Genomic DNA, 19,575 nt, shown 5'->3' with positions numbered 1-19,575 from the left:
TTGATTTTTCCAGCATGATGGTCCGGGACAAGGGCGGCGATGCCGGTGCGAATGGTCAGGGACAGGGCAGGAACGGGAATGCAGGCGAAAACGGCGGTCTTCCGGCGCAAGGTGTTCTATATTCCCGGCTATGATCCGTTCCATCCCCGCCGCTACCGCGAGCTTTACCGCAGCGAAGGGGCGGCGCAGGCGGAAATTTCGGGCTACCTGCTGCATCTGACGCCCGCCGCGCGCAAGGGGCGCTATGGCTGGCATGTCACGACCGCGATCGAGGGGCGCCGCACCGAGGCTGAGATCGAGGTGCTGGTCTGGTCCGATATCGTGCGCGGATCCATGGGCAGCGGCATTCTGGCCACCTATCTGCAGCTTTTCCGCACCGCATGGGCCTATATCGGGTCGGGGGCGCTGTTCCGGCTGATGCGGCTGCGCAAGGGGCCGGTGATTGCCGCGCTTTATCCGGTGCTGTTCCTGCTGGCGCAACTGGGCATGGCGGTAGGGCTGTGTCTGGCACTGGTCGCGCTGGCAAAGGCGGCTCTGCCGGCGTCGCTTGGCGTGGCTACGGGCTGGATCGCGGGCCTTGCGGCCGGCTGGGGGCTGCTGCATCTGTTCCGCCGCCATGACAACCGGTTCTTTGCCTATTACCTGATGCATGATTATGCCTATTCCGCGCAGGCGGGCGGCGCGAACCCGCCCGAGCTTGAGGCGCGGATGGCCCTGTTTCGCCATGAGATCGCCGCGGCCCTGCAGGGCGATGAGGATGAGGTTCTGGTCGTCGGCCATTCCTCGGGCGCGCATCTGGCGGTGTCGATTCTGGCTGATCTGGGAAGGGCTGGCGGCATTCCCGCCACGGGTTCCGGCAGGGGGCCGCGCCTTGGATTTCTCAGCCTCGGGCAGGTCGTGCCGATGATGTCCTTCCTGCCGGGGGCGGGGCGGCTGCGCGCTGATCTGCATGACCTGTGCCAGCGCGATGATCTGACATGGCTCGACGTCACCGCCCCCGGCGATGGCTGCGCCTTTGCGCTGTGCGATCCGGTGGCGGTTTCGGGCGTGGCGCCTGCATCGGGCAAGCGCTGGCCGCTGGTCATTTCGGCCGCCTTCACCCGCACGCTGTCCCCTGCGCGCTGGCGCGCATTGCGCTGGCGGTTTTTCCGGCTGCATTTTCAGTATCTTTGCGCCTTCGACCGGCCCGGGGATTACGATTATTTCCGCATCACCGCCGGGCCGCTGACGCTGGCCGAGCGCTTTGCAGGCCGCGCGCCGTCAAAAAGCCGGATCGAGCGGGCGGTGTCGGGCCATGTCACGATGGCCGCCTGATGCAACCGCCCAAACCCGCCGCCCGGCCTGACCGGGTTTCCCTCTGGCGCTATCTGCGGCTGTTCCGGCAGGATATCCTGTCGGCGCAGCCCGCGCGGCTGTACCGCGCCTGGATGGCTGAATTCCGCACGCCGTTTTTCCGCAGCTTTCTGTGCAACGATCCCGCATTGGTGCGGCTGATCCTGCAGGAACGCCCGCGCGATTTTCCGAAATCCGACCGCGTGGGGGAGGGGTTGCGCCCGCTGTTGGGGAATTCGGTCTTTGTCACCAATGGTGCGGTCTGGGAAGGCCAGCGCCGCATCATCGACCCGGCATTCGAGGGCGGGCGGCTGCGCGACAGTTTTCCGGCTTTCCGGGCGGCGGCAGGGGCGGCGGTGGCGCGCATGCCCGAAGGCGTGGTCGAGGTTGAGGAACAGGCCAGCCATGCCGCTGCCGATGTGATCTTCCGCACGCTGTTCTCGCTGCCCATCGAACATGAGATCGCGAGCCGGGTCTTTGCAGAATTCCGCGCCCATCAGCGCAGCCAGCCGATCCTGAACCTTGCGGCCTTCCTGCCGCTGCCACGCTGGTTTCCGCGCTTTCACCGCGCCGAGACAAGGCGCACGGCGCAGGTGATCCGCAGCCTGATCACCGGGCTGACCGAGGCCCGTGCGGCTGAGATCGCCGAAGGGCGGGCACCGCAGGATCTTGCAACCAAGATCATGCAGACACCCGACCCCGAAACCGGCGCGCGGTTCGGCACCTCCGAAATGGTCGATCAGGTTGCGATCTTCTTTCTGGCCGGGCATGAAACCTCGGCCTCGGCGCTGGCATGGTCGCTTTATCTGCTGGCGCAGTTCCCCGAAGCGCAAGCGCGTGTCGCGGCCGAGGCGGCAGACCTTGGCACGGCGCCGGAATTTTCGGCCATGGCGCGGCTGCGGTTCACCCGGGATGTGTTTCGTGAGGCGCTTCGTCTTTACCCCCCCGTGCCGATGATGGTGCGCCAGAATCAATGCCCCGAACATCTGCGTGGGCGCGATATCGCCCCCGGTGCGCAGATGGTGCTGAGCCCCTGGCATCTGCACCGCCATTCCCGCATCTGGGATCGGCCCGACGACTTCGACCCCGACCGCTGGCAGACCGAGAGCTGCCGCCATGCCGCGCGGGAGGCCTATATTCCCTTTTCCGCCGGTCCGCGCGTCTGCCCCGGCGCGGGGTTCGCGATGATCGAGGGCACGCTGTTGCTGGCGCGCCTGATCGGTGAATTCCACTTCGCGACGCTGCCGGGCGATGTGCCCGTGCCGGTGGCGCATCTGACGGTGCGCGCCCGGGACGGGATCCGCCTGCGCGTGACGCGGCGCGAAGCCAAGGCCCCCGCCGCGTCCGGCACCGCCGCGTCCTGATCGTCAGGCCGGTTGCAGGACTTGGCCGGTAACAGCCCCTCAATCCCGGAAATTGCGGCTGTCCTTGATCTGATCCCAGGCCCAGACCACCTCTTGCAGGCGTTCCTCATCGGCGCGGTTTCCGCCGTTCAGATCGGGGTGAAGATCCTTCACCAGACTTTTGTATTGCTTGCGGATTTCCGACTTTGTCCAGCTGTCGCGCGCGTCCAGAATTTCGACCGCCTTGCGCTCGGTCGGGGGCAGTTTCCGGGTTGCGCCCGACATGGGTTGCTTGCCGGGGTTCTGTGTCGCCTTTTCCCCCAGAAGCGCCATCGGATCATTCACCCCCAGCCGCGACCAGACGCGCCCCTCATCCGGGCGTTTGGCAAAGGGCTGGGTCTCACGTCCCCAAAGCCGGTCCTTTTCAAGGAAGGCCTGAAAATCCTCATCGCTGCTGCCCTGAAAGAAATTCCATTTCAGGTTATACTCGCGCACATGGTCCCGGCAGAACCACAGATATTCATCCAGCAGGTCCGGGCTTTTCGGGGCACGGTAAACGCCGGGCTCCTGACAGCCGGGATATTCACAGACCCGGGTCGAGGTCTCAAAAGCCCCCGACATGCCCCTGCGCCCGGTTTTGCGCTTCTTCTTGTCCGCAGACACGCGCATGTCGAATTCGAAGGGGGGCCGATTACTCATGAGACTTGCCTTTCCGACTCGGAGGCAAGAGTTTAGATCAATGCCACGCGGATTGAAGGGGGTTGACAGAGATATGGACATGGCAGAGCGCATTCGTGACCGGCTGCAGGCGGCCTTCCGCCCGGATCGGCTGGACGTCGTGAACGAAAGCCACCGCCATGCGGGCCATGCAGGCGATGACGGATCGGGGGAATCGCATTTCGCGGTGATGATCCGCGCCGGGGCATTGGCCCCGCAATCGCGGGTCGCGCGGCACCGGGCCATCCATGCCGCCCTTGGCCCCGAAATCGTCGGGCAGATCCACGCGCTGGCCATCGACGCGGGTTAAGGGCGCCGTCAGCCCCGCATCTCACGCGGGCGCAGGGCCAGCCAGATCAGCGCGCCGCCCGCCAGCACAAGGAAGGGCAGCATGGCAAGGTTGACCGCCTGCCAGCCTGCCTCGACCGAGCCGCCGGAACAGTTCATCAGCCCGCCGGAGGAAAATGAGGCCAGCGTCACCCCGCCAAAGACCAGAAAATCATTCAGCCCCTGCATCCGCCCGCGTTCTGCCGGGGAATGGGCCCCGGCCAGCATGGTCGTCGCACCGATGAAACCGAAATTCCAGCCCAGCCCCAGCAGGATCAGCGCCAGGAAGAAATTCGGCAATTCCACCCCGGTCAGCGCCACAGCACCCGCAGCGGCAAGGATCACAAGCCCGGTGGCCACGATCTTCTCGACCCCGAACCGCGCGATCAGATGGCCGGTGAAGAAGGAAGGCGCATACATGGCCAGCACATGCGCCGTCACCACATCGGCAGCATCCGAGGTTGAAAAGCCGCAGCCCACCACCGCGAGCGGTGACGACGTCATCACGAGGTTCATCAGCGCATAGGACACGGTCGCGCAGATCACCGCGACCGCAATGCGCGGATTGCGCAGCATCTCACGCCGGGACCGGATCGGGATGTCACCCTGCCGGGGCGGGGCGGGTTTCGGGATTTTCAGGAAAACGAACAGGAAGGATCCCACGAGGTTCAGTGCGATCACCGCCAGATAGGTGCCAAGAAAGGGCACAACCATGGATTCGGCGGTCACCTTGACCAGTTGCGGCCCGATCACCGCTGACAGCAGCCCCCCCGCCATGACCCAGGAAATCGCCTTGGGCCGGAACGCCTCGGATGCGGTATCGGCGGCGGCAAAGCGGTAAAACCCCTGCGCCGACATGTAACTGCCCGAGAACAACGCCCCCAGCAGGAACAGCGGGAACGAGGCGACCAGCAGACCCCAGGCCCCGATGGCGGCACCCAGCCCGCCGATCAGCGTACCCGCGACAAAGCCCGCGCGCCGCCCATGCCGCTGCATCAGCGCCGAAAGCGGGGTGGCCGACAGCATCGAGCCGATAACCATGACCGAGATCGACAAGGTTGCCCAGCAGGCATTCGTCGCCAGCGTCTGTCCGGCCAGACCCGCGATGGTAAAGATCATCGGCATCTGCGCGCCAAGGATCGCCTGTGCGGCGACCAGCACAAGCACATTGCGGCGCGCCTGCCGGTCATCGGCGGGGAGTGCTGCGGCGGTCGGGGAGGGGATCTGTGTCATCCCGCAGGATTAGGCCCGCCCTGCCGCGAAGGTCCAGCGCGAAATTGTGCCGGGGACAATCGGCCGTGACAGGGGGGCGCGGATCCGTCGCTGGTGGCACGACCGAGCGCATCAGGACGGGGAAACGGCGGAACGGGGGCGCTGCCCCCGCGCCCATTCCGGGCTTCCCCCGAGGTATTTCGGCCAGGATGAAAGGGCAGGGTGCGGTTTCCCTTTGCGCCGGGATGGCGCTAGGCTGGCGGAAAACGGAGGCTGGAATGGTTGGACGGATCATCAGGGGCGCGGAATGCGTGGCCGAAGGCGCGGCATGGCTTGCAGCGCATGAGCCGCGCTTTGCCCATGCGCTGGCCCTGACCGGTCCCTTGCCTGACAGGCTACGCCCTGACGGCTTTGCCGCCCTTCTGGGGGCGATTGTCAGCCAGCAGGTCAGCGTCGCCTCGGCCCGGGTGATCACCGCGCGGCTTGAGGCGGCGGGGCTGACCGACCGCGCGGCAGTTGCGGCGGCGACGGATGAGGATTTGCGGCTTTGCGGATTGTCGCGCCAGAAGATCCGCTATGCACAGGCGCTGGCCCGGGCCGATCTGGATTTTGACGCCCTGCGCGGGATGGAGGATGCGCGGATCATGGCGGATCTGACAGCCCTGCCGGGGATCGGGATCTGGACCGCCGAGATTTATGCGATGTTCAGCCTTGGCCGGGCGGATATCTTTGCCCCGGGCGATCTGGCCTTGCAGGAAAGCGCGCGGCGGCTGTTCGGGCTGGCGGCGCGCCCGAAAGAGCGGGATCTGCGTGCCATGGCGGCGGATTGGTCACCCTGGCGTTCGGTTGCGGCGCGGCTGCTTTGGGCCTACTACCGGGTGGAAACATCACGGGAAGGGATCACATGACGCGGGAATTGCAGTTCGGACGCAAGGGCGCGGCCCCCGGCACGGCGCGGCGGATGGTGGTCTTCCTGCATGGGTATGGCGCGGATGGCGCCGATCTGCTGGGGCTGGCCGATCCTCTGGCGCCGCATCTGCCCGACACGGTATTCCTTGCGCCGGATGCGCCCGAACGGGTGCCGGGCGCGCCGTTCGGGCGGCAATGGTTCCCGATCCCCTGGCTGGACGGATCCAGTGAGGCGGAAAGCCGTGCGGGGCTGCAGCGTTCGGTGGCCGATCTCAATGCCTTTCTGGAGGCGCGGCTGTCCGGGGAAGGGCTGGGGCCCGAGGCGCTGGCGCTGGTCGGGTTCAGTCAGGGCGCGATGATGGCGCTGCATGTGGCACCGCGCCGCGCAGAACCCATCGCCGGGGTGGTGGCGATTTCGGGCCGGTTGCTGGCGCCGGAGTTGCTGGCCGCCGAGGCGGTGTCGAAGCCGCCCGTTCTGCTGATCCATGGCGATGCGGATCCGGTCGTGCCCTTTGCCGATATGGGCCTTGCCGGGGACGCGCTGCTGGGCGCGGGGTTCACGACCTATGGACATGTGATGGAAGGCACCGGCCATGGCATCGCGCCGGATGGTCTGTCGGTGGCACTGGCCTTTCTGCGCGATGTGCTGCCGGGGGGCGACTGACACCTTCGCGCGGCGGGGGCGCTACGGGCGTCAGCCGCGCCGTGCCGCCGCGACCCAGAAGAAGGCCAGCAGCAAGGAGGCGATGCCGTTCCAACTGGCCATCGACAGCGACAGGAACTCCCAGGCAACCGTATCGCAGCGCACCGGATTGGCGACCGCGATATCGGGGTTCAGCAGATCGCCCGCCGCCAGACCCGAAAGCGAACCGCCCGAACAGGCGGCAAGCCCTTCCCACCAGCCATATTCGACCCCGGTATGAAACAGCGCGATCCCGGCGGTGACCAGCATGGCCAGCGCACCGAGCCAGCCCAGAACCCTTGTGCCGAAGATCAGCGCCAGAAGTGCGAGCAGAACCGCCACCGCATGCGGCCAGCGTTGCCAGAGGCAAAGTTCACAGGGGAACAGGCCGCCCAGATGTTCAAAAGCAAAGGCCGCACCCAGCAGGATCGCTGAACCGCTGCCTGCGACCAATGCCAGCAGGCGGCCCTCGGCCCTCATCGCGTCGCGTGATCTCACAGATACCTCACCACAACAAATCCTCCGATCAACAAGGCACAGGCCAGTGTGAACATCAAGCCGAGCCGTCGCTCGATGAAGTCACGGATCGGCGCGCCGAATTTCCACAAAAGGGCCGCGACAATGAAAAACCGCAGCCCCCGGGCAAGAAGGGAGGCAAACATGAAGACAGTAAAGGACAGATCAGACATGCCTGACAGGATCGTGATGACCTTGTAGGGAAAGGGCGTGACCCCGGCGACCAGCACGACCCAGGTGCCCCAGGCATTCAGCCGTTCGAAAAAGTCTGCGGCATGGGCCTCCTTGCCGTAGAATTCCAGCACCGGCTGGCCGATGCTTTCGAAAAACGTCGCCCCGATCCAGTAGCCGAACGCCCCCCCCAGCACCGAAAACAGTGTCGCCACGCCCGCGATCAGGAAGGCGCGGCGCGGTGCGGCAAGGATCATCGGGATCATCAGAACATCGGGCGGGATCGGGAAGAAGGAGCTTTCGACAAAGGCCACGATGGCCAGCGCCCAAAGCGCATGGCGCGACTGCGCCAGCGACATCGTCCAGTCATAAAGGGCGCGGATCATGCGGATCTCCGTCGGGGTCCGGGCCTCTGACCATGGGGCGGGGGCGGGGTCAAGTGGCCAGCATGCGGGCCGCAGGGGCAGTTGGCGGATTGGCGCGCCCCGGTGGCGGGTGGAGGCGCAAATGCCGATTGTCAGGCTTCCGGGCTGGCGGCAAGCCAGCTAAGCTGCACCCGGGTCAGAGGTGTTCGGGGAAAGGTTCCGAAATGCAGTGGAAGGGTCGGCGCACAAGCCGCAATGTCGAGGACCGGCGCGGCGGGGGCCGGGGGGCAGGCGGCGCGCGGATCGGCGGGGTCGGGCTGATCGTCGTGCTGGCGCTGGGGTATTTCCTGGGTGTCGATGTGACGCAATTGCTGGATCCGCAGGGCGGCCGCAGCAGCCAGACGCCGCAGGCCGCGACCGATGACGGCGGCGCGGGGGAGTTTGTGGCCGTCACGCTGGCCGATACCGAAGAGGTCTGGCAGGCGGTGTTCCGTGAACAGCTTGGCCGCGAGTACCGGCCTGCGGTGATGGTGCTGTTTTCCGATGTGACGGGTTCGCCCTGCGGCGGGGCCGAGGGGGCCTCGGGGCCGTTTTACTGTCCGGCGGATCGCAAGGCCTATCTCGACACACGGTTCTTTGCGACATTGCGCGACCGGCTGGGCGCGCAGGGCGATTTCGCCGCCGCCTATGTCGTGGCCCATGAGATCGCGCATCATGTGCAGAATGAACTGGGTGTCCTTGCCGAGGTGCATCAGCTGCGCCGTCAGGTGTCCGAGGCGCAAAGCAATGCGCTGTCGGTGCGCACCGAATTGCAGGCCGATTGTCTGGCCGGGATCTGGGCGCGCGAGGCCGAGGCGCGTCTGGGCACGGTAGAGGCGGGCGATCTGCAAGAGGCGGTCAATGCCGCGCGCCAGATCGGCGATGACATCCTGCAGCGCAATGCCGGACGCAGGCCGGTGCCCCATACCTTTACCCATGGCACATCGGAACAGCGCGCGCGCTGGTTCGTGACCGGGTATCGCAGCGGGCAGATGGACGATTGCGATACATTTACGGCGGCACGCCTTTGATCGGCAAAGGGGGCCGCCATGGTGATCCGACCCGTTCGCGGCGGATTGACGCGCGGCGGCCTGCGCGCTAAATCCCGCGCAGAGCCTTGGTGTTTCATACCGGGGCGAGGGCCATCCCGACGTGCCGAACGGCGCGTTTCTGCCATGGGAGGGCCGGACGGGCGGGTGTGGCGGAATGGTAGACGCGACAGACTCAAAATCTGTTTCCGCAAGGAGTGTCGGTTCGAGTCCGACCACCCGTACCAGATCATTCCTGTGCTGATTTCATGCTGATTCTGGCCGTCGCCTCTGGCGGGGTTTGCAGCATTGGGCTGTGCAAATTTGCGCTGTGCAAAGTTATGTGCGGCAGCGTTGTGCGGGACGGGTCATACCTGACGGAGAACGGGAAGGGGGGCTGTCTGCCCCCCTCGGCCCGGACGGCCTTCCCCCCCGGGGATGTTTGAGCCCAAGGGTAGTTGACCAACGAAAAAGCTCAGAGCAGCTCCGCAAGGCGCGCAAGGGCGGCGGACAGAGTCGCGGCCTCCTCCTCGCCTTGTGCGAGTTTCCCGCGGGTTTCCTCGACCACCTCTTCCTTGGCGCTTGCGACAAATTTCGGATTGGACAGGCGCGCGCGCAGTCCCGCCAGATCCTTTTCCAGTTTCGCCAGCGTCTTTTCCAGCCGCGCCTTCTCCTCGGCAATGTCGATCAGCCCTTCCAGCGGAATCGCGAACGTGCCGCCTTCGGCCGCGATGGTCAGCGCACCCTTGGGCACGGTTTCGGCATCTGTCACCGTTTCGATCCGGGCCAGCCGCGCGATCAGACCGGCATTGCGGTCGCAGGCGGCGCGGGCCGTGTCATCCAGCCCGATGCGCAGCAGCGTGACCTTCAGCCCTGCGGGCACATGCATCTGCGCGCGGGCCGACCGGATGGCGTCGATCAGCCCCGTCACCCAGGTCATTTCCCGCATCGAGGGCGCGTCGATCAGCGTCTCGGGCAGGTTGGGCCAGTCGGTCAGGGTCAGGGGGGCGACGCGTTTGCCGGTGGTTTCCCACAGCTCTTCGGTGATGAAGGGCATGATCGGATGCAGCAGGATCATGCAGTGATCCAGCACCCAGCCCATCGTGGCGCGGGTTTCTGCGGCGCTGTCGCCGTCGAACAGGGGTTTTGCGAATTCCACATACCAGTCGCAGACCTTGCCCCAGACGAATTTGTAAAGCGTGTCGGCGGCCTGATCGAAGCGGTATTCGGCAAGGGCGGCGTCCACCTCATGCAGGGTGCGGACGGTTTCACCGATGATCCAGCGGTTCGCGGTGGCTGTGGCATCGGGCGGGGCGGATTGGGTGCTGTGCCCCTCCCAGACGCCATTCATTTCGGCAAAACGGCAGGCATTCCAGAGCTTGGTGGTGAAGTTGCGATAGCCCGCGATGCGCGCGGTATCGAGCTTCAGCACGCCCCCGAGGGAGGCCATGGCCGCATTGGTAAAGCGCAGCGCATCGGCGCCGTATTCGTCGATGATTTCCAAGGGGTCGATGACATTGCCAAGCGATTTCGACATCTTCTTGCCCTTGGCATCGCGCACGAGGCCGTGGAGATAGACGGTGTGAAACGGCACCTGATCAACCACCGCAAGCTGCATCATCATCATCCGGGCGACCCAGAAGAACAGGATATCCTGCCCGGTCACAAGGACCGATGTTGGGAAATAGCGTTGCAGTTCCGGGGTCTGTTCGGGCCAGCCGAGCGTGCCGAGGGGCCAGAGGCCGGAGGAAAACCAAGTGTCGAGCACGTCGGGGTCGCGGGAAACGAAAACTACCCAAGCGCCAGTATTTTCAATTCCAAAACCGCCAAGCTCATCGTTCTCTCTTGAAACAAGATTGTTATAAGCGAGCTTCAGTTTTGTTCCTGCGGGCAGTTTTCGTGCGAGCTTCTTAAGAGCTTCACTTTCAGTAGAAGCACAAACCTCGTGCCGAACGACCTTTAGACCTGCAAATCGTTCGGGCTCTTTCCCGTCATAAGCACTTCCTTGATTTCTGACCCATTCAAGTTTTTCGCGATAAGCATCAAAGTCTTCAGGTGCGGTTGCGTACCAAACCGGAATCTGATGCCCCCACCACAACTGGCGGCTGATGCACCACGGCTCGATATTCTCAAGCCAATGGAAATAGACCTTCTCGCCGCTTTCGGGGATGATCTTGGTGGTGCCGTTCCGCACGGCCTCCAGCGCCGGTTCCACGATTTTCGCGGTATCGACAAACCACTGATCCGTCAGCATCGGCTCGATCACCACTTTCGACCGGTCGCCAAAGGGCTGCATGATCGGCTTGGCCTCGACATAAGGCACCATCGCAACCCCGTCCCGGGCCTGACCCGGGACCTCGTCCGATGCCGCAGCGCCCGGTTCAGCCAGAGGCCCCGGGTCAAGCCCGGGGCGGGGTGTCGTGGGCGGGGCCGGGATCATCACCGCCAGCCCTTCGGCGGTGATCTGCTCTACCACGCGCTCTCGGGCTTGTGGTTTGTTGTCTTCCGGGCGCTTGAACCTGTGCAGCCCCCTTAAGTCATCCGGCACGAGATTCAGCGCATCAATCTCAGCCTCTGTTAACGTCCGCTCACCGCGCGCTACTTCTTGTGCGATCATGGCGGATTCGGCATACGGTGCACCGTCTGTCCGAAGATTGCCCTGTGTATCCATCAGCCGGTAACAGGGGATATTGCCACGCTTGGCCACGGCGTAATCGTTGAAATCATGCGCGCCGGTGATCTTCACGGCACCCGAACCGAAACTCGGGTCGGGATATTCGTCAGTGATGATCGGGATCAGGCGGCGGTGTTCCTTCGGCCCAACGGGGATTTCACAAAGTTTCCCGACGATTGGCGCATAACGCTCATCCGATGGGTGAACCGCGACCGCGCCATCGCCCAGCATGGTTTCGGGCCGCGTCGTGGCAATTGAGATATAGTCGCGCGTCTCGCGAAGGGTCACATTGCCCTCGGCGTCCTTCTCGACATAGTCATAGGTTTCGCCACCGGCCAGCGGATATTTGAAATGCCACATATGGCCGGGCATTTCGATATTCTCGACCTCAAGATCCGAGATCGCGGTTTCGAAATGCGGGTCCCAGTTGACCAGCCGCTTGCCGCGATAGATCAGGCCCTTGTTGTAAAGATCGACAAAAACCTTGATGACGGCATCGTGGAAATTGCCCTCTTCACCCTCGGGCGCATTGGGCGCGCCGGACATGGTGAAAGCCTCGCGCGACCAGTCGCAGGACGCGCCAAGCCGCTTCAACTGCCCGATGATCGTGCCACGCGACTTGATCTTCTGCTGCCAGACCCGCTCCAGAAACGCCTCGCGGCCCATTTCGCGCCGGCTCGGTTCGCCCTTCGCGGCCATTTCGCGCTCGGTCACCATCTGGGTGGCAATCCCCGCATGGTCGGTGCCGGGCTGCCAGAGTGTATCGAACCCCCGCATCCGGTGCCAGCGCGTCAGGATATCCTGCAGCGTGTTGTTGAAGGCATGCCCCATATGTAGCGCGCCGGTCACATTGGGCGGCGGGATCATGACGCAGAAGGAGTCATCGCGCGACTTGTTGGCCCCGGCGGCGAAGGCGTTCTTTTCCTCCCACATCGCGGTGATGCGGGGTTCGGCCTCGGCGGCGTTGAAGGTTTTTTCCATCGGCATGTCATTCATCCTTGCGGCGCTGCGGCCCCGGCGCGGGGGGCCTTTGTCGGGACGGGTTCTATCGCGGCGGCGGGCGAAGGGAAAGCGCCGCGCGGGGGCGAAAGCGGCGGATCAGATCGCGCGGTCGATCTTGGTCGACAGATGGATCAGGCTTTCCGAGCTGCGCACCCCGGTCATTGCGCCGATCTCATCCAGAACCTGATCCAGAACCTGCGTGTTCGGGGCCGAGATCTGCAACAGCAGATCGAACCGCCCCGAGGTGGTAAAGACCCGCTCCACCTCGGCCACGGATTTGAGACGCGTCAGGATAGCGGCCTGCGCGCGCGGTTCAATCGTGATCAGAACCGAGGCGCGCAACCGTCCCTGACGCCCGGCCTCTCCCAGTTTCACGGTATAACCCGCGATGATGCCGGTGGTTTCCAGCCGTTCCAGCCGCGCCTGAATGGTCGAGCGCGCGACCTTCAGCCGCCGCGCCAGTACCGCAACCGACATGCGGGCATCCGCCCCCAGAAGGCCGAGGATGTTGCGATCGAGGTCATCCATGCAGTTTGCCTTCCTTTTTCGTCATTGTGACGAAGATGCGATGCGATTCACCTATTTTGATCGGTGATTATGTGCCCCATTTACGGCATCCTTGTTTTCAGGAAAAGGGCGGCTCATACGCACCTGGCCTGGTTTTGGATAAACCGCGCAGGTGCCCACGACCCGCCCGCAACCCGGGCAGGGCCTGAAGCTTGCGTCTCGGGCTCGGAAAGGACGACGCCGATGGGACTCTCGAAAACAATCTGGACCAACCCGACCGAATATCTGCGCAATGTGCAGCCGGAAAACCCGGTTCTGTTCTTTGCGCCTTCGGTTCTGCAGACGACCGCCCGCCGTTTCATCGACGGGTTTCCGGGCATGGTTACCTATGCCGTGAAATCCAACCCCGAAGAGGCGGTGATCGAAAATCTGGTCGCGGCCGGTCTGCGCGGTTTCGATGTGGCATCCCCCTTCGAGATGCGGCTGATCCGCCGTCTCGCCCCCGATGCGGCGTTGCATTACAACAATCCCGTCCGCAGCCGGGCCGAGATTGGCGTGGCGGTGGAACTGGGCGTGAAATCCTATTCCATCGACAGCGCCTCGGAACTGGCCAAGCTGATCGAACTGGTGCCCGCCGAAGGCACCGAGATCACCGTGCGCTTCAAGCTGCCGGTGGCGGGGGCTGCCTATAATTTCGGCGCGAAATTCGGGGCAACGGCGGAACTGGCGGTCGATCTGCTGAAATCCGTGGCGGATGCGGGGTTCATCCCCTCGATCACCTTCCATCCCGGCACGCAATGCACCGAGCCTGCCGCCTGGGAAAGCTATATCCGCGTTGCGGCTGAAATCGCGCGCGATGCGGGCGTGACAATTGCGCGTCTGAATGTCGGCGGTGGCTTCCCCTCGCATCGTCTGGCGGCGGTGGCCCCGGATCTTGAGGCGATCTTTGCCACGATTGACCGCGTCGCGTCTGAGGCCTTCGGTGAACAGCGCCCGATTCTGATTTGTGAACCCGGCCGCGGGCTGGTGGGGGATGCGTTTTCGGTCGCGTCCTGCGTCAAGGCCGTGCGCGACGATACCCATGTCTTCCTGACCGACGGGGTTTATGGGTCGTTGACCGAACTGCCGATGATCGGCGTGATCGACCGGACCGAGGTTCTGACCGCCACGGGGGAAAAACGTCAGGGCGAAACAGCCAATCGTATCGTCTTTGGCCCGACCTGTGATTCGGTCGACCGTCTGCCGGGGGAACTGGCGCTGGATGCGGGGATTTCCGAGGGTGATTTCCTGATTTTCCACGGCATGGGGGCCTATTCCACGGTGACCAATACAAGGTTCAACGGCTTTGGCGAGTTGGCCATGGCCACGGTGCTGTCGCTGAAACTCTGACCACACAACCGCAGGAAGACCTTTCCCCCGGCTGGACAAAACCCGCCGGGGGGCTACTCTGCGCCCAAAATCAATGCAAGATCAATGGAGGGCGCGGCATGGACAGTTTCGGCAAGGCACAGGGCGGACGGTTTGAGGATCGCCGCTTTCTGACCGGCGGGGGCCGCTATGTCGAGGATACCGCGCCCGCAGGGGTGCTGCAGGCGCTGTTCCTGCGGTCCCCGGTTGCTGCGGGCCAGATCCTGTCGCTGGATGTTTCGGAGGCCGAGGCCGCGCCCGGCGTGCGTCTGGTGCTGACCGCCGAACGGCTTGAGGCTGCAGGTGTCATTCTTGGCATGAAGGGCACGACCGTTCGGGCCGAGGATGGTACCAAGGGGGCGACCCCGGAACGCCCCGTACTGGCCCGCAAGGCGCTGCGCCATGTCGGGGAACCGGTGGCGATGGTGGTGGCCGAAAGCCTTTCCGCCGCCCGCGATGCGCTGGAACTGATCGAATTCGATTATGCGGATGCGACGGCCAAGCTGGATATCGCCCCCGGCGGGGTGGTGGTGCATCCCGAGGCCCCCGACAACCGCGCCTATCGCTTTGGTCTGGGCGATGCGGCGGCGGTCGAGGCGGCTTTTGCCGCATCGGCCCATGTGGTGCCGGTCGAGGTGGTACATAATCGCGTTATCGTCAATTCGATGGAACCGCGCGGTGCATGGGCGGCATGGGCAGATGGGCGGCTGCATCTGTGCGTGAACGGGCAGGGCGTGTGGAACCAGAAGGCCGAACTGGCGCGGATGCTGGCGCTTGATCCCGAGGCGGTGCGCGTCACCAATCCCGATGTCGGCGGCGGGTTCGGCATGAAGGCCATGGCCTATCCCGAATATGTGGTGCTGGCACAGGCGGCGCGGCAACTGGGCCATCCGGTGGGCTGGATGTCGGACCGGACCGAGGCGATGCTGACCGATAACGGCGCGCGCGATCTGGTGGCGCGGGTCAGGATCGGCTTCGACCAAGATCTGAAGATCACGGCCTATCATGCTGATGTCATGTCAAATATGGGCGCTTACAATTCGCAGGAAGGCCAGATCATCCAGTCCGAACTGTTCGCCAAGGTGCTGACCGGGCTTTACGATATCAAGGTGGCGCGGCTGGATGCCTGCGGGATCTATACCCATAGCGTGCCGCTGGACGCCTATCGCGGCGCGGGCCGGCCCGAGGCGATTCTGACCATCGAAAGGGCAATGGATTATGCCGCACGGGCCCTGGGCGTCGATCCGTTCGAACTGCGGGAACGCAATTTCATCCGCGAATTTCCCTATTCGATGGTCAATGGCGAGGTCGTCGATGTCGGCGATTTCCAGCGCGTGCTGGATGCGCTGCGGGTCAATGCCGATCTGGCCGGATATGGCGCGCGCAAGGCGGCCTCGGCGGCGAAGGGAATGCTGCGGGGCATGGGGCTGGCCTGCTATGTCGAAACCGTGCTGGGCGATCCGTCGGAAACGGCGGCGGTCAGTTTTGATGACGATGGCGGCGTGTCACTTTTTGTCGGTACGCAGTCGAATGGGCAGGGCCATGAAACGGTCTATGCACGGATGCTGTCGGAACAGACCGGCATCGCGACCGATCTGATCCGCGTGGTGCAGGGCGACAGTGACCGCATCGACAAGGGCGGCGGCACCGGGGGCTCGCGTTCGGTCACGACGCAAGGCATGGCCATCGGCGCGCTGTCGGGCGGCATGATCGCGGATTTTGCGGCCTTTCTGGCCGATGAACTGGGGGCCGGGGCGCATTTTGACGACGGGGCCTTCGGTGCCCCGGGCAGCAATCTGCGCATCACGCTTGTCGAGGCGGCGGAACGGGCGCGGGCGGCGGGACGGACCGACCTTTTGCGCCACAGCCGCACGACTCGCCTGCCGGGCCGGTCCTTTCCGAATGGCGCGCATCTGGCCGAGGTGGAGATTGACCCCGAAACCGGCGCGCTGGTGCTGGACCGCTACACGGTGACCGATGATTTCGGCACGCTGATCGCCCCGCAACTGGTGGAAGGACAGGTCCATGGCGGTATCGCGCAGGGCTTTGGTCAGGCGGTTCTGGAAAATGCTGTCTATGACGCGCAGGGGCAGCTTCTGACGGCGAGTTTCATGGATTACGCCATGCCGCGCGCCGCCGATTTCCCGCCGATCCGGTTTGATACCGAATCCACGCCTTCGACCAACAATCCGCTTGGCATGAAGGGCTGCGGCGAGGCAGGCACGGTCGGATCGCTGGGGGCCGTGTCGAATGCGGTGGCCGATGCGCTGGCGGGCGCGGGTGTGGCCCGGGTCGATATGCCCTTCACGCCGCAGCGGATCTGGTCATGGCTGCTCGCGGCGCAAGCGGAGGCCGGGGCGGAGGCGAGGCGCTGAGCTTTTTCAAACGTCTCTGGTCCTATTTCCGGCCTGGCCCGGTTGTCGTCACCGAGGCGCCGCCCGCTGCCGGTGCCCTGCAACGCGGGCAGGTGGATCATGTCGTCATCCTTGACGGCACGATGTCCAGCCTGCGCCGGGGCTATGAAACCAATGCCGGACTGACCTTCAAGCTGCTGACCGAGGGCGGGCGCAACCGGCAGCGGACGGTCTATTACGAACCCGGCGTACAGTTTGAGGACTGGCGCCATCTGGCGGCGGTGGCGCAGGGGCGGGGTATCAACCGTCAGATTCTGCGGGCCTATGGCTATCTGGCCAGTCGTTACCGCCCCGGCGACCGGATTTTCCTGATTGGCTATTCGCGTGGCGCCTATGCGGTGCGGTCCCTGGCGGGGGTGATCGACCGGATCGGGCTTTTGCAGCGCGATCACGCGACCGAACGCAACCTGCGGCTGGCCTTTCGCCATTACCGGCGAGATCCTGACCGCGTGGCGGCCCGCGCCTTTGCCCGCCGGTTCTGCCATGCCCGGACCCCGATCGAGGCGGTGGGCGTCTGGGATACGGTCAAGGCGCTTGGCATCCGCCTGCCGCTGTTGTGGATGCTGACCGAGGGCAATCACAGGTTCCACAACCATCAGTTGGGGTCGGGGATCCGGCACGGCTTTCATGCGCTGGCGCTGGATGAGACGCGCGTCGCCTTTCAGCCGGTGCTGTGGGACTGTCCGCCCGACTGGCATGGCAATGTCGAGCAGGTCTGGTTTCGCGGTGCCCATGCCGATATCGGCGGGCAGGTCGGCTGGAAGCCCCGGGCGCGGCCCTTGTCACATATTCCGCTGGTCTGGATGCTGGACCGGATGGAAAGCTGTGGGCTGGCGCTGCCACCGGGCTGGAAAGACCGCTTTCCCTGCGATGCCTCGGCCCCGATGGTTGGCACATGGCGGGGATGGGGGGCGCTGTTCCTGCTGCGCCGCCGAAGGATCGTCGGGCGCGACCGGTCCGAGCGGCTGCATCCCACGGCGCTCAGCCCGAAACAGGGGCCGGTTACCGTGGTTGATCCCGAATGAAGGCCCGGATGAGAGGTCAGTCCAATAGGATGCAGGTCGTGCTGCCTGTGGCGTAAAGCCGGTTATCCCCGGCCCCCCGCATCTCGGCCCTGGCAGTGGCTGTGGTTCGGCCCGCATGTTCGCTGAACCCGGTCACAAGCACTGGGGTCTCCAGTGGCAGGGCGCGCAGCAGGTTCACCTTGTATTCCAGCGTCGTATACCAGCGCCCCTGCGGCACCTTTGTCATCACCGCGCAGCCAAGTGCCGAATCCAGCAGCGTGCCATACCATCCGCCATGCACCGCCCCCATCGGGTTGGTATGGGGCAGGCGGGCCAAGGCCTCAAAGGTAACCTGCCCGTCGTCGACTTCGCGCAGCCGATAGCCGAACAGCCCCGCAATCGCCGGATGCGGCACGCGCCCGGCCAGCATTTCGCGCATGTAATCCAGCCCCGACATGGACAGGATAAGCTGTCGCCCCGGCACGTCTTCTGCCGATTGCACGAAATTCTCGGGGGTCATCACCCGCTCCTGCAAAGAAAAACGACCAAGGAAAAACGGCGGCCCAGGGGCCGCCGCAGCATCCGGTATCAGCGCCCGGACAGATCCTTGTAGTCGCGCCGCGCCTCACCGATGTAAAGCTGCCGGGGACGGCCGATGCGCTGGTTCTTGTCGGCAATCATCTCTTTCCATTGCGAAATCCAGCCCACCGTGCGCGACAGCGCAAAGATCGGCGTGAACATCGAGGTCGGGAATCCCATCGCGTCAAGGATGATGCCCGAATAGAAATCAACATTGGGATAGAGCTTTTTCGAGATGAAATAGTCATCCTCCAGCGCGATCCGCTCCAGTTCCTTGGCGACCTGCAGGGTCGGATTGTTGTGGATCCCCATCAGGGCCAGCACCTCATCGGCGCTTTCCTTCATCACCTTGGCGCGTGGGTCGAAATTCTTGTAGACCCGGTGACCAAAGCCCATCAGGCGGAAGGGATCGTCCTTGTCCTTGGCGCGGGCGATGAATTCGGGAATGCGGTCCACGGTGCCGATTTCGCGCAGCATTTCCAGACAGGCCTGATTGGCCCCGCCATGCGCCGGACCCCAAAGACAGGCGATCCCGGCCGCGATACAGGCAAAGGGGTTCGCGCCCGACGATCCGGCCAGACGCACGGTTGAGGTGGAGGCGTTCTGTTCATGATCGGCATGCAGCATCATGATCCGGTCCATCGCCTTTTCAAGGACCGGATCGACGACATAATCCTCGGCCGGAACCGCGAAACACATATGCAGGAAATTCCCGGCATAGGAATGTGTGTTCTTCGGATAGACGAAGGGCTGACCGATGGAATATTTATAGGCCATGGAGGCGATGGTCGGCAGTTTCGCGATCATGCGGATCGCGGCCACTTCACGCTGCCAGGGGTCGGAAATATCAGTGCTGTCGTGATAGAAGGCCGACATCGCGCCGACGACGCCCACCATGGTTGCCATCGGATGCGCGTCCCGGCGGAACCCACGGAAGAAGTTGTGCATCTGTTCATGCACCATCGTGTGCCGCGTCACGCGGGTCTCGAAATCGGTCATCTGGCTGGCGCTCGGCAGTTCGCCGTAAAGCAGCAGATAGCACAGTTCCAGAAAATGCGAATGTTCGGCCAGTTGCTCGATCGGATAGCCCCGATGCAGCAGTTCGCCCTTGTCGCCATCGATGAAGGTGATCGCGCTTTCACAGGCGGCGGTCGAGGTGAAGCCCGGGTCATAGGTGAAGATATCGCCTTGGGCATAAAGCTTGGAGATATCGACCACATCGGGGCCAAGGGTCGGGGAATAGACGGGAAAGTCGATCTCCTTGTCGCCCAGCTTCAACGTCGCGGATTTCGTCGAGTCTGCCATGGTCCGGTCCCTCTCTCGGTTGGGTGGCCGCAGCCCCCCTAA

General features: G+C 64.3%; 17 protein-coding genes and 1 tRNA gene. 10 read left to right on the top strand and 8 right to left on the bottom strand.

What is annotated here, in order from left to right:
- Positions 1 to 78 precede the first annotated feature (78 nt).
- Positions 79 to 1,314: a hypothetical protein gene (locus tag JL811_RS09660; protein ID WP_202688392.1), complete on the top strand. Its 1,236-nt coding sequence runs from the start codon at positions 79 to 81 to the stop codon at positions 1,312 to 1,314.
- Entirely contained in the window at positions 1,314 to 2,696 is a 1,383-nt protein-coding gene (locus tag JL811_RS09655) for a cytochrome P450 (protein ID WP_202688391.1), read from the top strand. Before JL811_RS09660 ends, JL811_RS09655 begins: the two co-directional genes overlap by 1 nt.
- A gap of 39 nt (positions 2,697 to 2,735) precedes the next feature.
- Here JL811_RS09655 and JL811_RS09650 read toward each other — a convergent pair whose 3' ends face one another.
- On the bottom strand, positions 2,736 to 3,374 hold the full coding sequence (locus JL811_RS09650; protein WP_202688390.1) for a J domain-containing protein: 639 nt from the start codon (positions 3,372 to 3,374) through the stop codon (positions 2,736 to 2,738).
- A gap of 73 nt (positions 3,375 to 3,447) precedes the next feature.
- Between JL811_RS09650 and JL811_RS09645 the strand changes: the two genes are divergently transcribed.
- Complete coding sequence (locus JL811_RS09645; RefSeq protein ID WP_202688389.1) at positions 3,448 to 3,702, top strand: BolA family protein; 255 nt, start codon at positions 3,448 to 3,450, stop codon at positions 3,700 to 3,702.
- An 8-nt stretch (positions 3,703 to 3,710) separates the two neighbouring features.
- Here the strand turns inward: JL811_RS09645 and JL811_RS09640 are convergent, their stop codons facing one another.
- Positions 3,711 to 4,952 carry an MFS transporter gene (locus JL811_RS09640; protein ID WP_202688388.1) on the bottom strand — a complete coding sequence of 414 codons (1,242 nt, stop codon included), beginning with the start codon at positions 4,950 to 4,952 and terminating at the stop codon, positions 3,711 to 3,713.
- Between the two features lie 257 nt (positions 4,953 to 5,209).
- On the opposite strand from JL811_RS09640, the gene JL811_RS09635 reads away from it, so the two are divergent.
- Both JL811_RS09635 and JL811_RS09630 read left to right on the top strand, forming a co-directional pair.
- Positions 5,210 to 5,839 (top strand): DNA-3-methyladenine glycosylase family protein, encoded by a 630-nt coding sequence (locus JL811_RS09635; protein ID WP_202688387.1) that lies wholly within the window; start codon positions 5,210 to 5,212, stop codon positions 5,837 to 5,839.
- The gene (locus JL811_RS09630) at positions 5,836 to 6,504 is read left to right on the top strand and encodes an alpha/beta hydrolase (protein ID WP_202688386.1); all 669 of its coding nucleotides are present in this window, start codon (positions 5,836 to 5,838) and stop codon (positions 6,502 to 6,504) included. Before JL811_RS09635 ends, JL811_RS09630 begins: the two co-directional genes overlap by 4 nt.
- Before the next feature lie 30 nt (positions 6,505 to 6,534).
- Here the strand turns inward: JL811_RS09630 and JL811_RS09625 are convergent, their stop codons facing one another.
- Both JL811_RS09625 and JL811_RS09620 read right to left on the bottom strand, forming a co-directional pair.
- Entirely contained in the window at positions 6,535 to 7,002 is a 468-nt protein-coding gene (locus tag JL811_RS09625; protein WP_202688527.1) for a disulfide bond formation protein B, read from the bottom strand.
- 14 nt (positions 7,003 to 7,016) lie between these two features.
- Entirely contained in the window at positions 7,017 to 7,595 is a 579-nt protein-coding gene (locus tag JL811_RS09620) for a YqaA family protein (protein ID WP_202688385.1), read from the bottom strand.
- Positions 7,596 to 7,798: 203 nt separating this feature from the next.
- Here JL811_RS09620 and ypfJ point away from each other — a divergent pair, with 203 nt between their 5' ends.
- Positions 7,799 to 8,644, top strand: coding sequence for a KPN_02809 family neutral zinc metallopeptidase (gene ypfJ / locus JL811_RS09615; protein WP_202688384.1), 846 nt, complete (start codon positions 7,799 to 7,801; stop codon positions 8,642 to 8,644).
- 161 nt (positions 8,645 to 8,805) lie between these two features.
- A tRNA-Leu gene (locus tag JL811_RS09610) sits at positions 8,806 to 8,889 on the top strand.
- Positions 8,890 to 9,116: 227 nt separating this feature from the next.
- Here the strand turns inward: JL811_RS09610 and JL811_RS09605 are convergent.
- Positions 9,117 to 12,302: a valine--tRNA ligase gene (locus JL811_RS09605; RefSeq protein ID WP_202688383.1), complete on the bottom strand. Its 3,186-nt coding sequence runs from the start codon at positions 12,300 to 12,302 to the stop codon at positions 9,117 to 9,119.
- Positions 12,303 to 12,413: 111 nt separating this feature from the next.
- A complete protein-coding gene (locus JL811_RS09600; protein ID WP_202688382.1) occupies positions 12,414 to 12,845 on the bottom strand; it encodes an Lrp/AsnC family transcriptional regulator in 432 nt (143 codons plus the stop codon).
- 222 nt (positions 12,846 to 13,067) lie between these two features.
- On the opposite strand from JL811_RS09600, the gene JL811_RS09595 reads away from it, so the two are divergent.
- The 3 genes from JL811_RS09595 to JL811_RS09585 all read left to right on the top strand — a co-directional run bounded on the left by JL811_RS09595 (position 13,068) and on the right by JL811_RS09585 (position 17,670).
- Entirely contained in the window at positions 13,068 to 14,213 is a 1,146-nt protein-coding gene (locus tag JL811_RS09595; RefSeq protein ID WP_202688381.1) for a type III PLP-dependent enzyme, read from the top strand.
- A gap of 98 nt (positions 14,214 to 14,311) precedes the next feature.
- Positions 14,312 to 16,606: a xanthine dehydrogenase family protein molybdopterin-binding subunit gene (locus JL811_RS09590; protein WP_202688380.1), complete on the top strand. Its 2,295-nt coding sequence runs from the start codon at positions 14,312 to 14,314 to the stop codon at positions 16,604 to 16,606.
- Positions 16,603 to 17,670: a DUF2235 domain-containing protein gene (locus JL811_RS09585; protein ID WP_420496776.1), complete on the top strand. Its 1,068-nt coding sequence runs from the start codon at positions 16,603 to 16,605 to the stop codon at positions 17,668 to 17,670. Before JL811_RS09590 ends, JL811_RS09585 begins: the two co-directional genes overlap by 4 nt.
- Before the next feature lie 16 nt (positions 17,671 to 17,686).
- Here JL811_RS09585 and JL811_RS09580 read toward each other — a convergent pair whose 3' ends face one another.
- Both JL811_RS09580 and gltA read right to left on the bottom strand, forming a co-directional pair.
- The gene (locus JL811_RS09580) at positions 17,687 to 18,169 is read right to left on the bottom strand and encodes a PaaI family thioesterase (RefSeq protein ID WP_202688378.1); all 483 of its coding nucleotides are present in this window, start codon (positions 18,167 to 18,169) and stop codon (positions 17,687 to 17,689) included.
- A 68-nt stretch (positions 18,170 to 18,237) separates the two neighbouring features.
- A complete protein-coding gene (gene gltA, locus JL811_RS09575; protein ID WP_202688377.1) occupies positions 18,238 to 19,533 on the bottom strand; it encodes a citrate synthase in 1,296 nt (431 codons plus the stop codon).
- Positions 19,534 to 19,575 lie beyond the last annotated feature (42 nt).

Origin of the sequence: Szabonella alba (assembly GCF_016765775.1) — a bacterium.
GTDB lineage: Bacteria > Pseudomonadota > Alphaproteobacteria > Rhodobacterales > Rhodobacteraceae > Szabonella > Szabonella alba.
The sequence above is the reverse complement of the archived record's forward strand: the minus strand, read 5'-3'. Positions and strand labels throughout refer to the sequence as shown.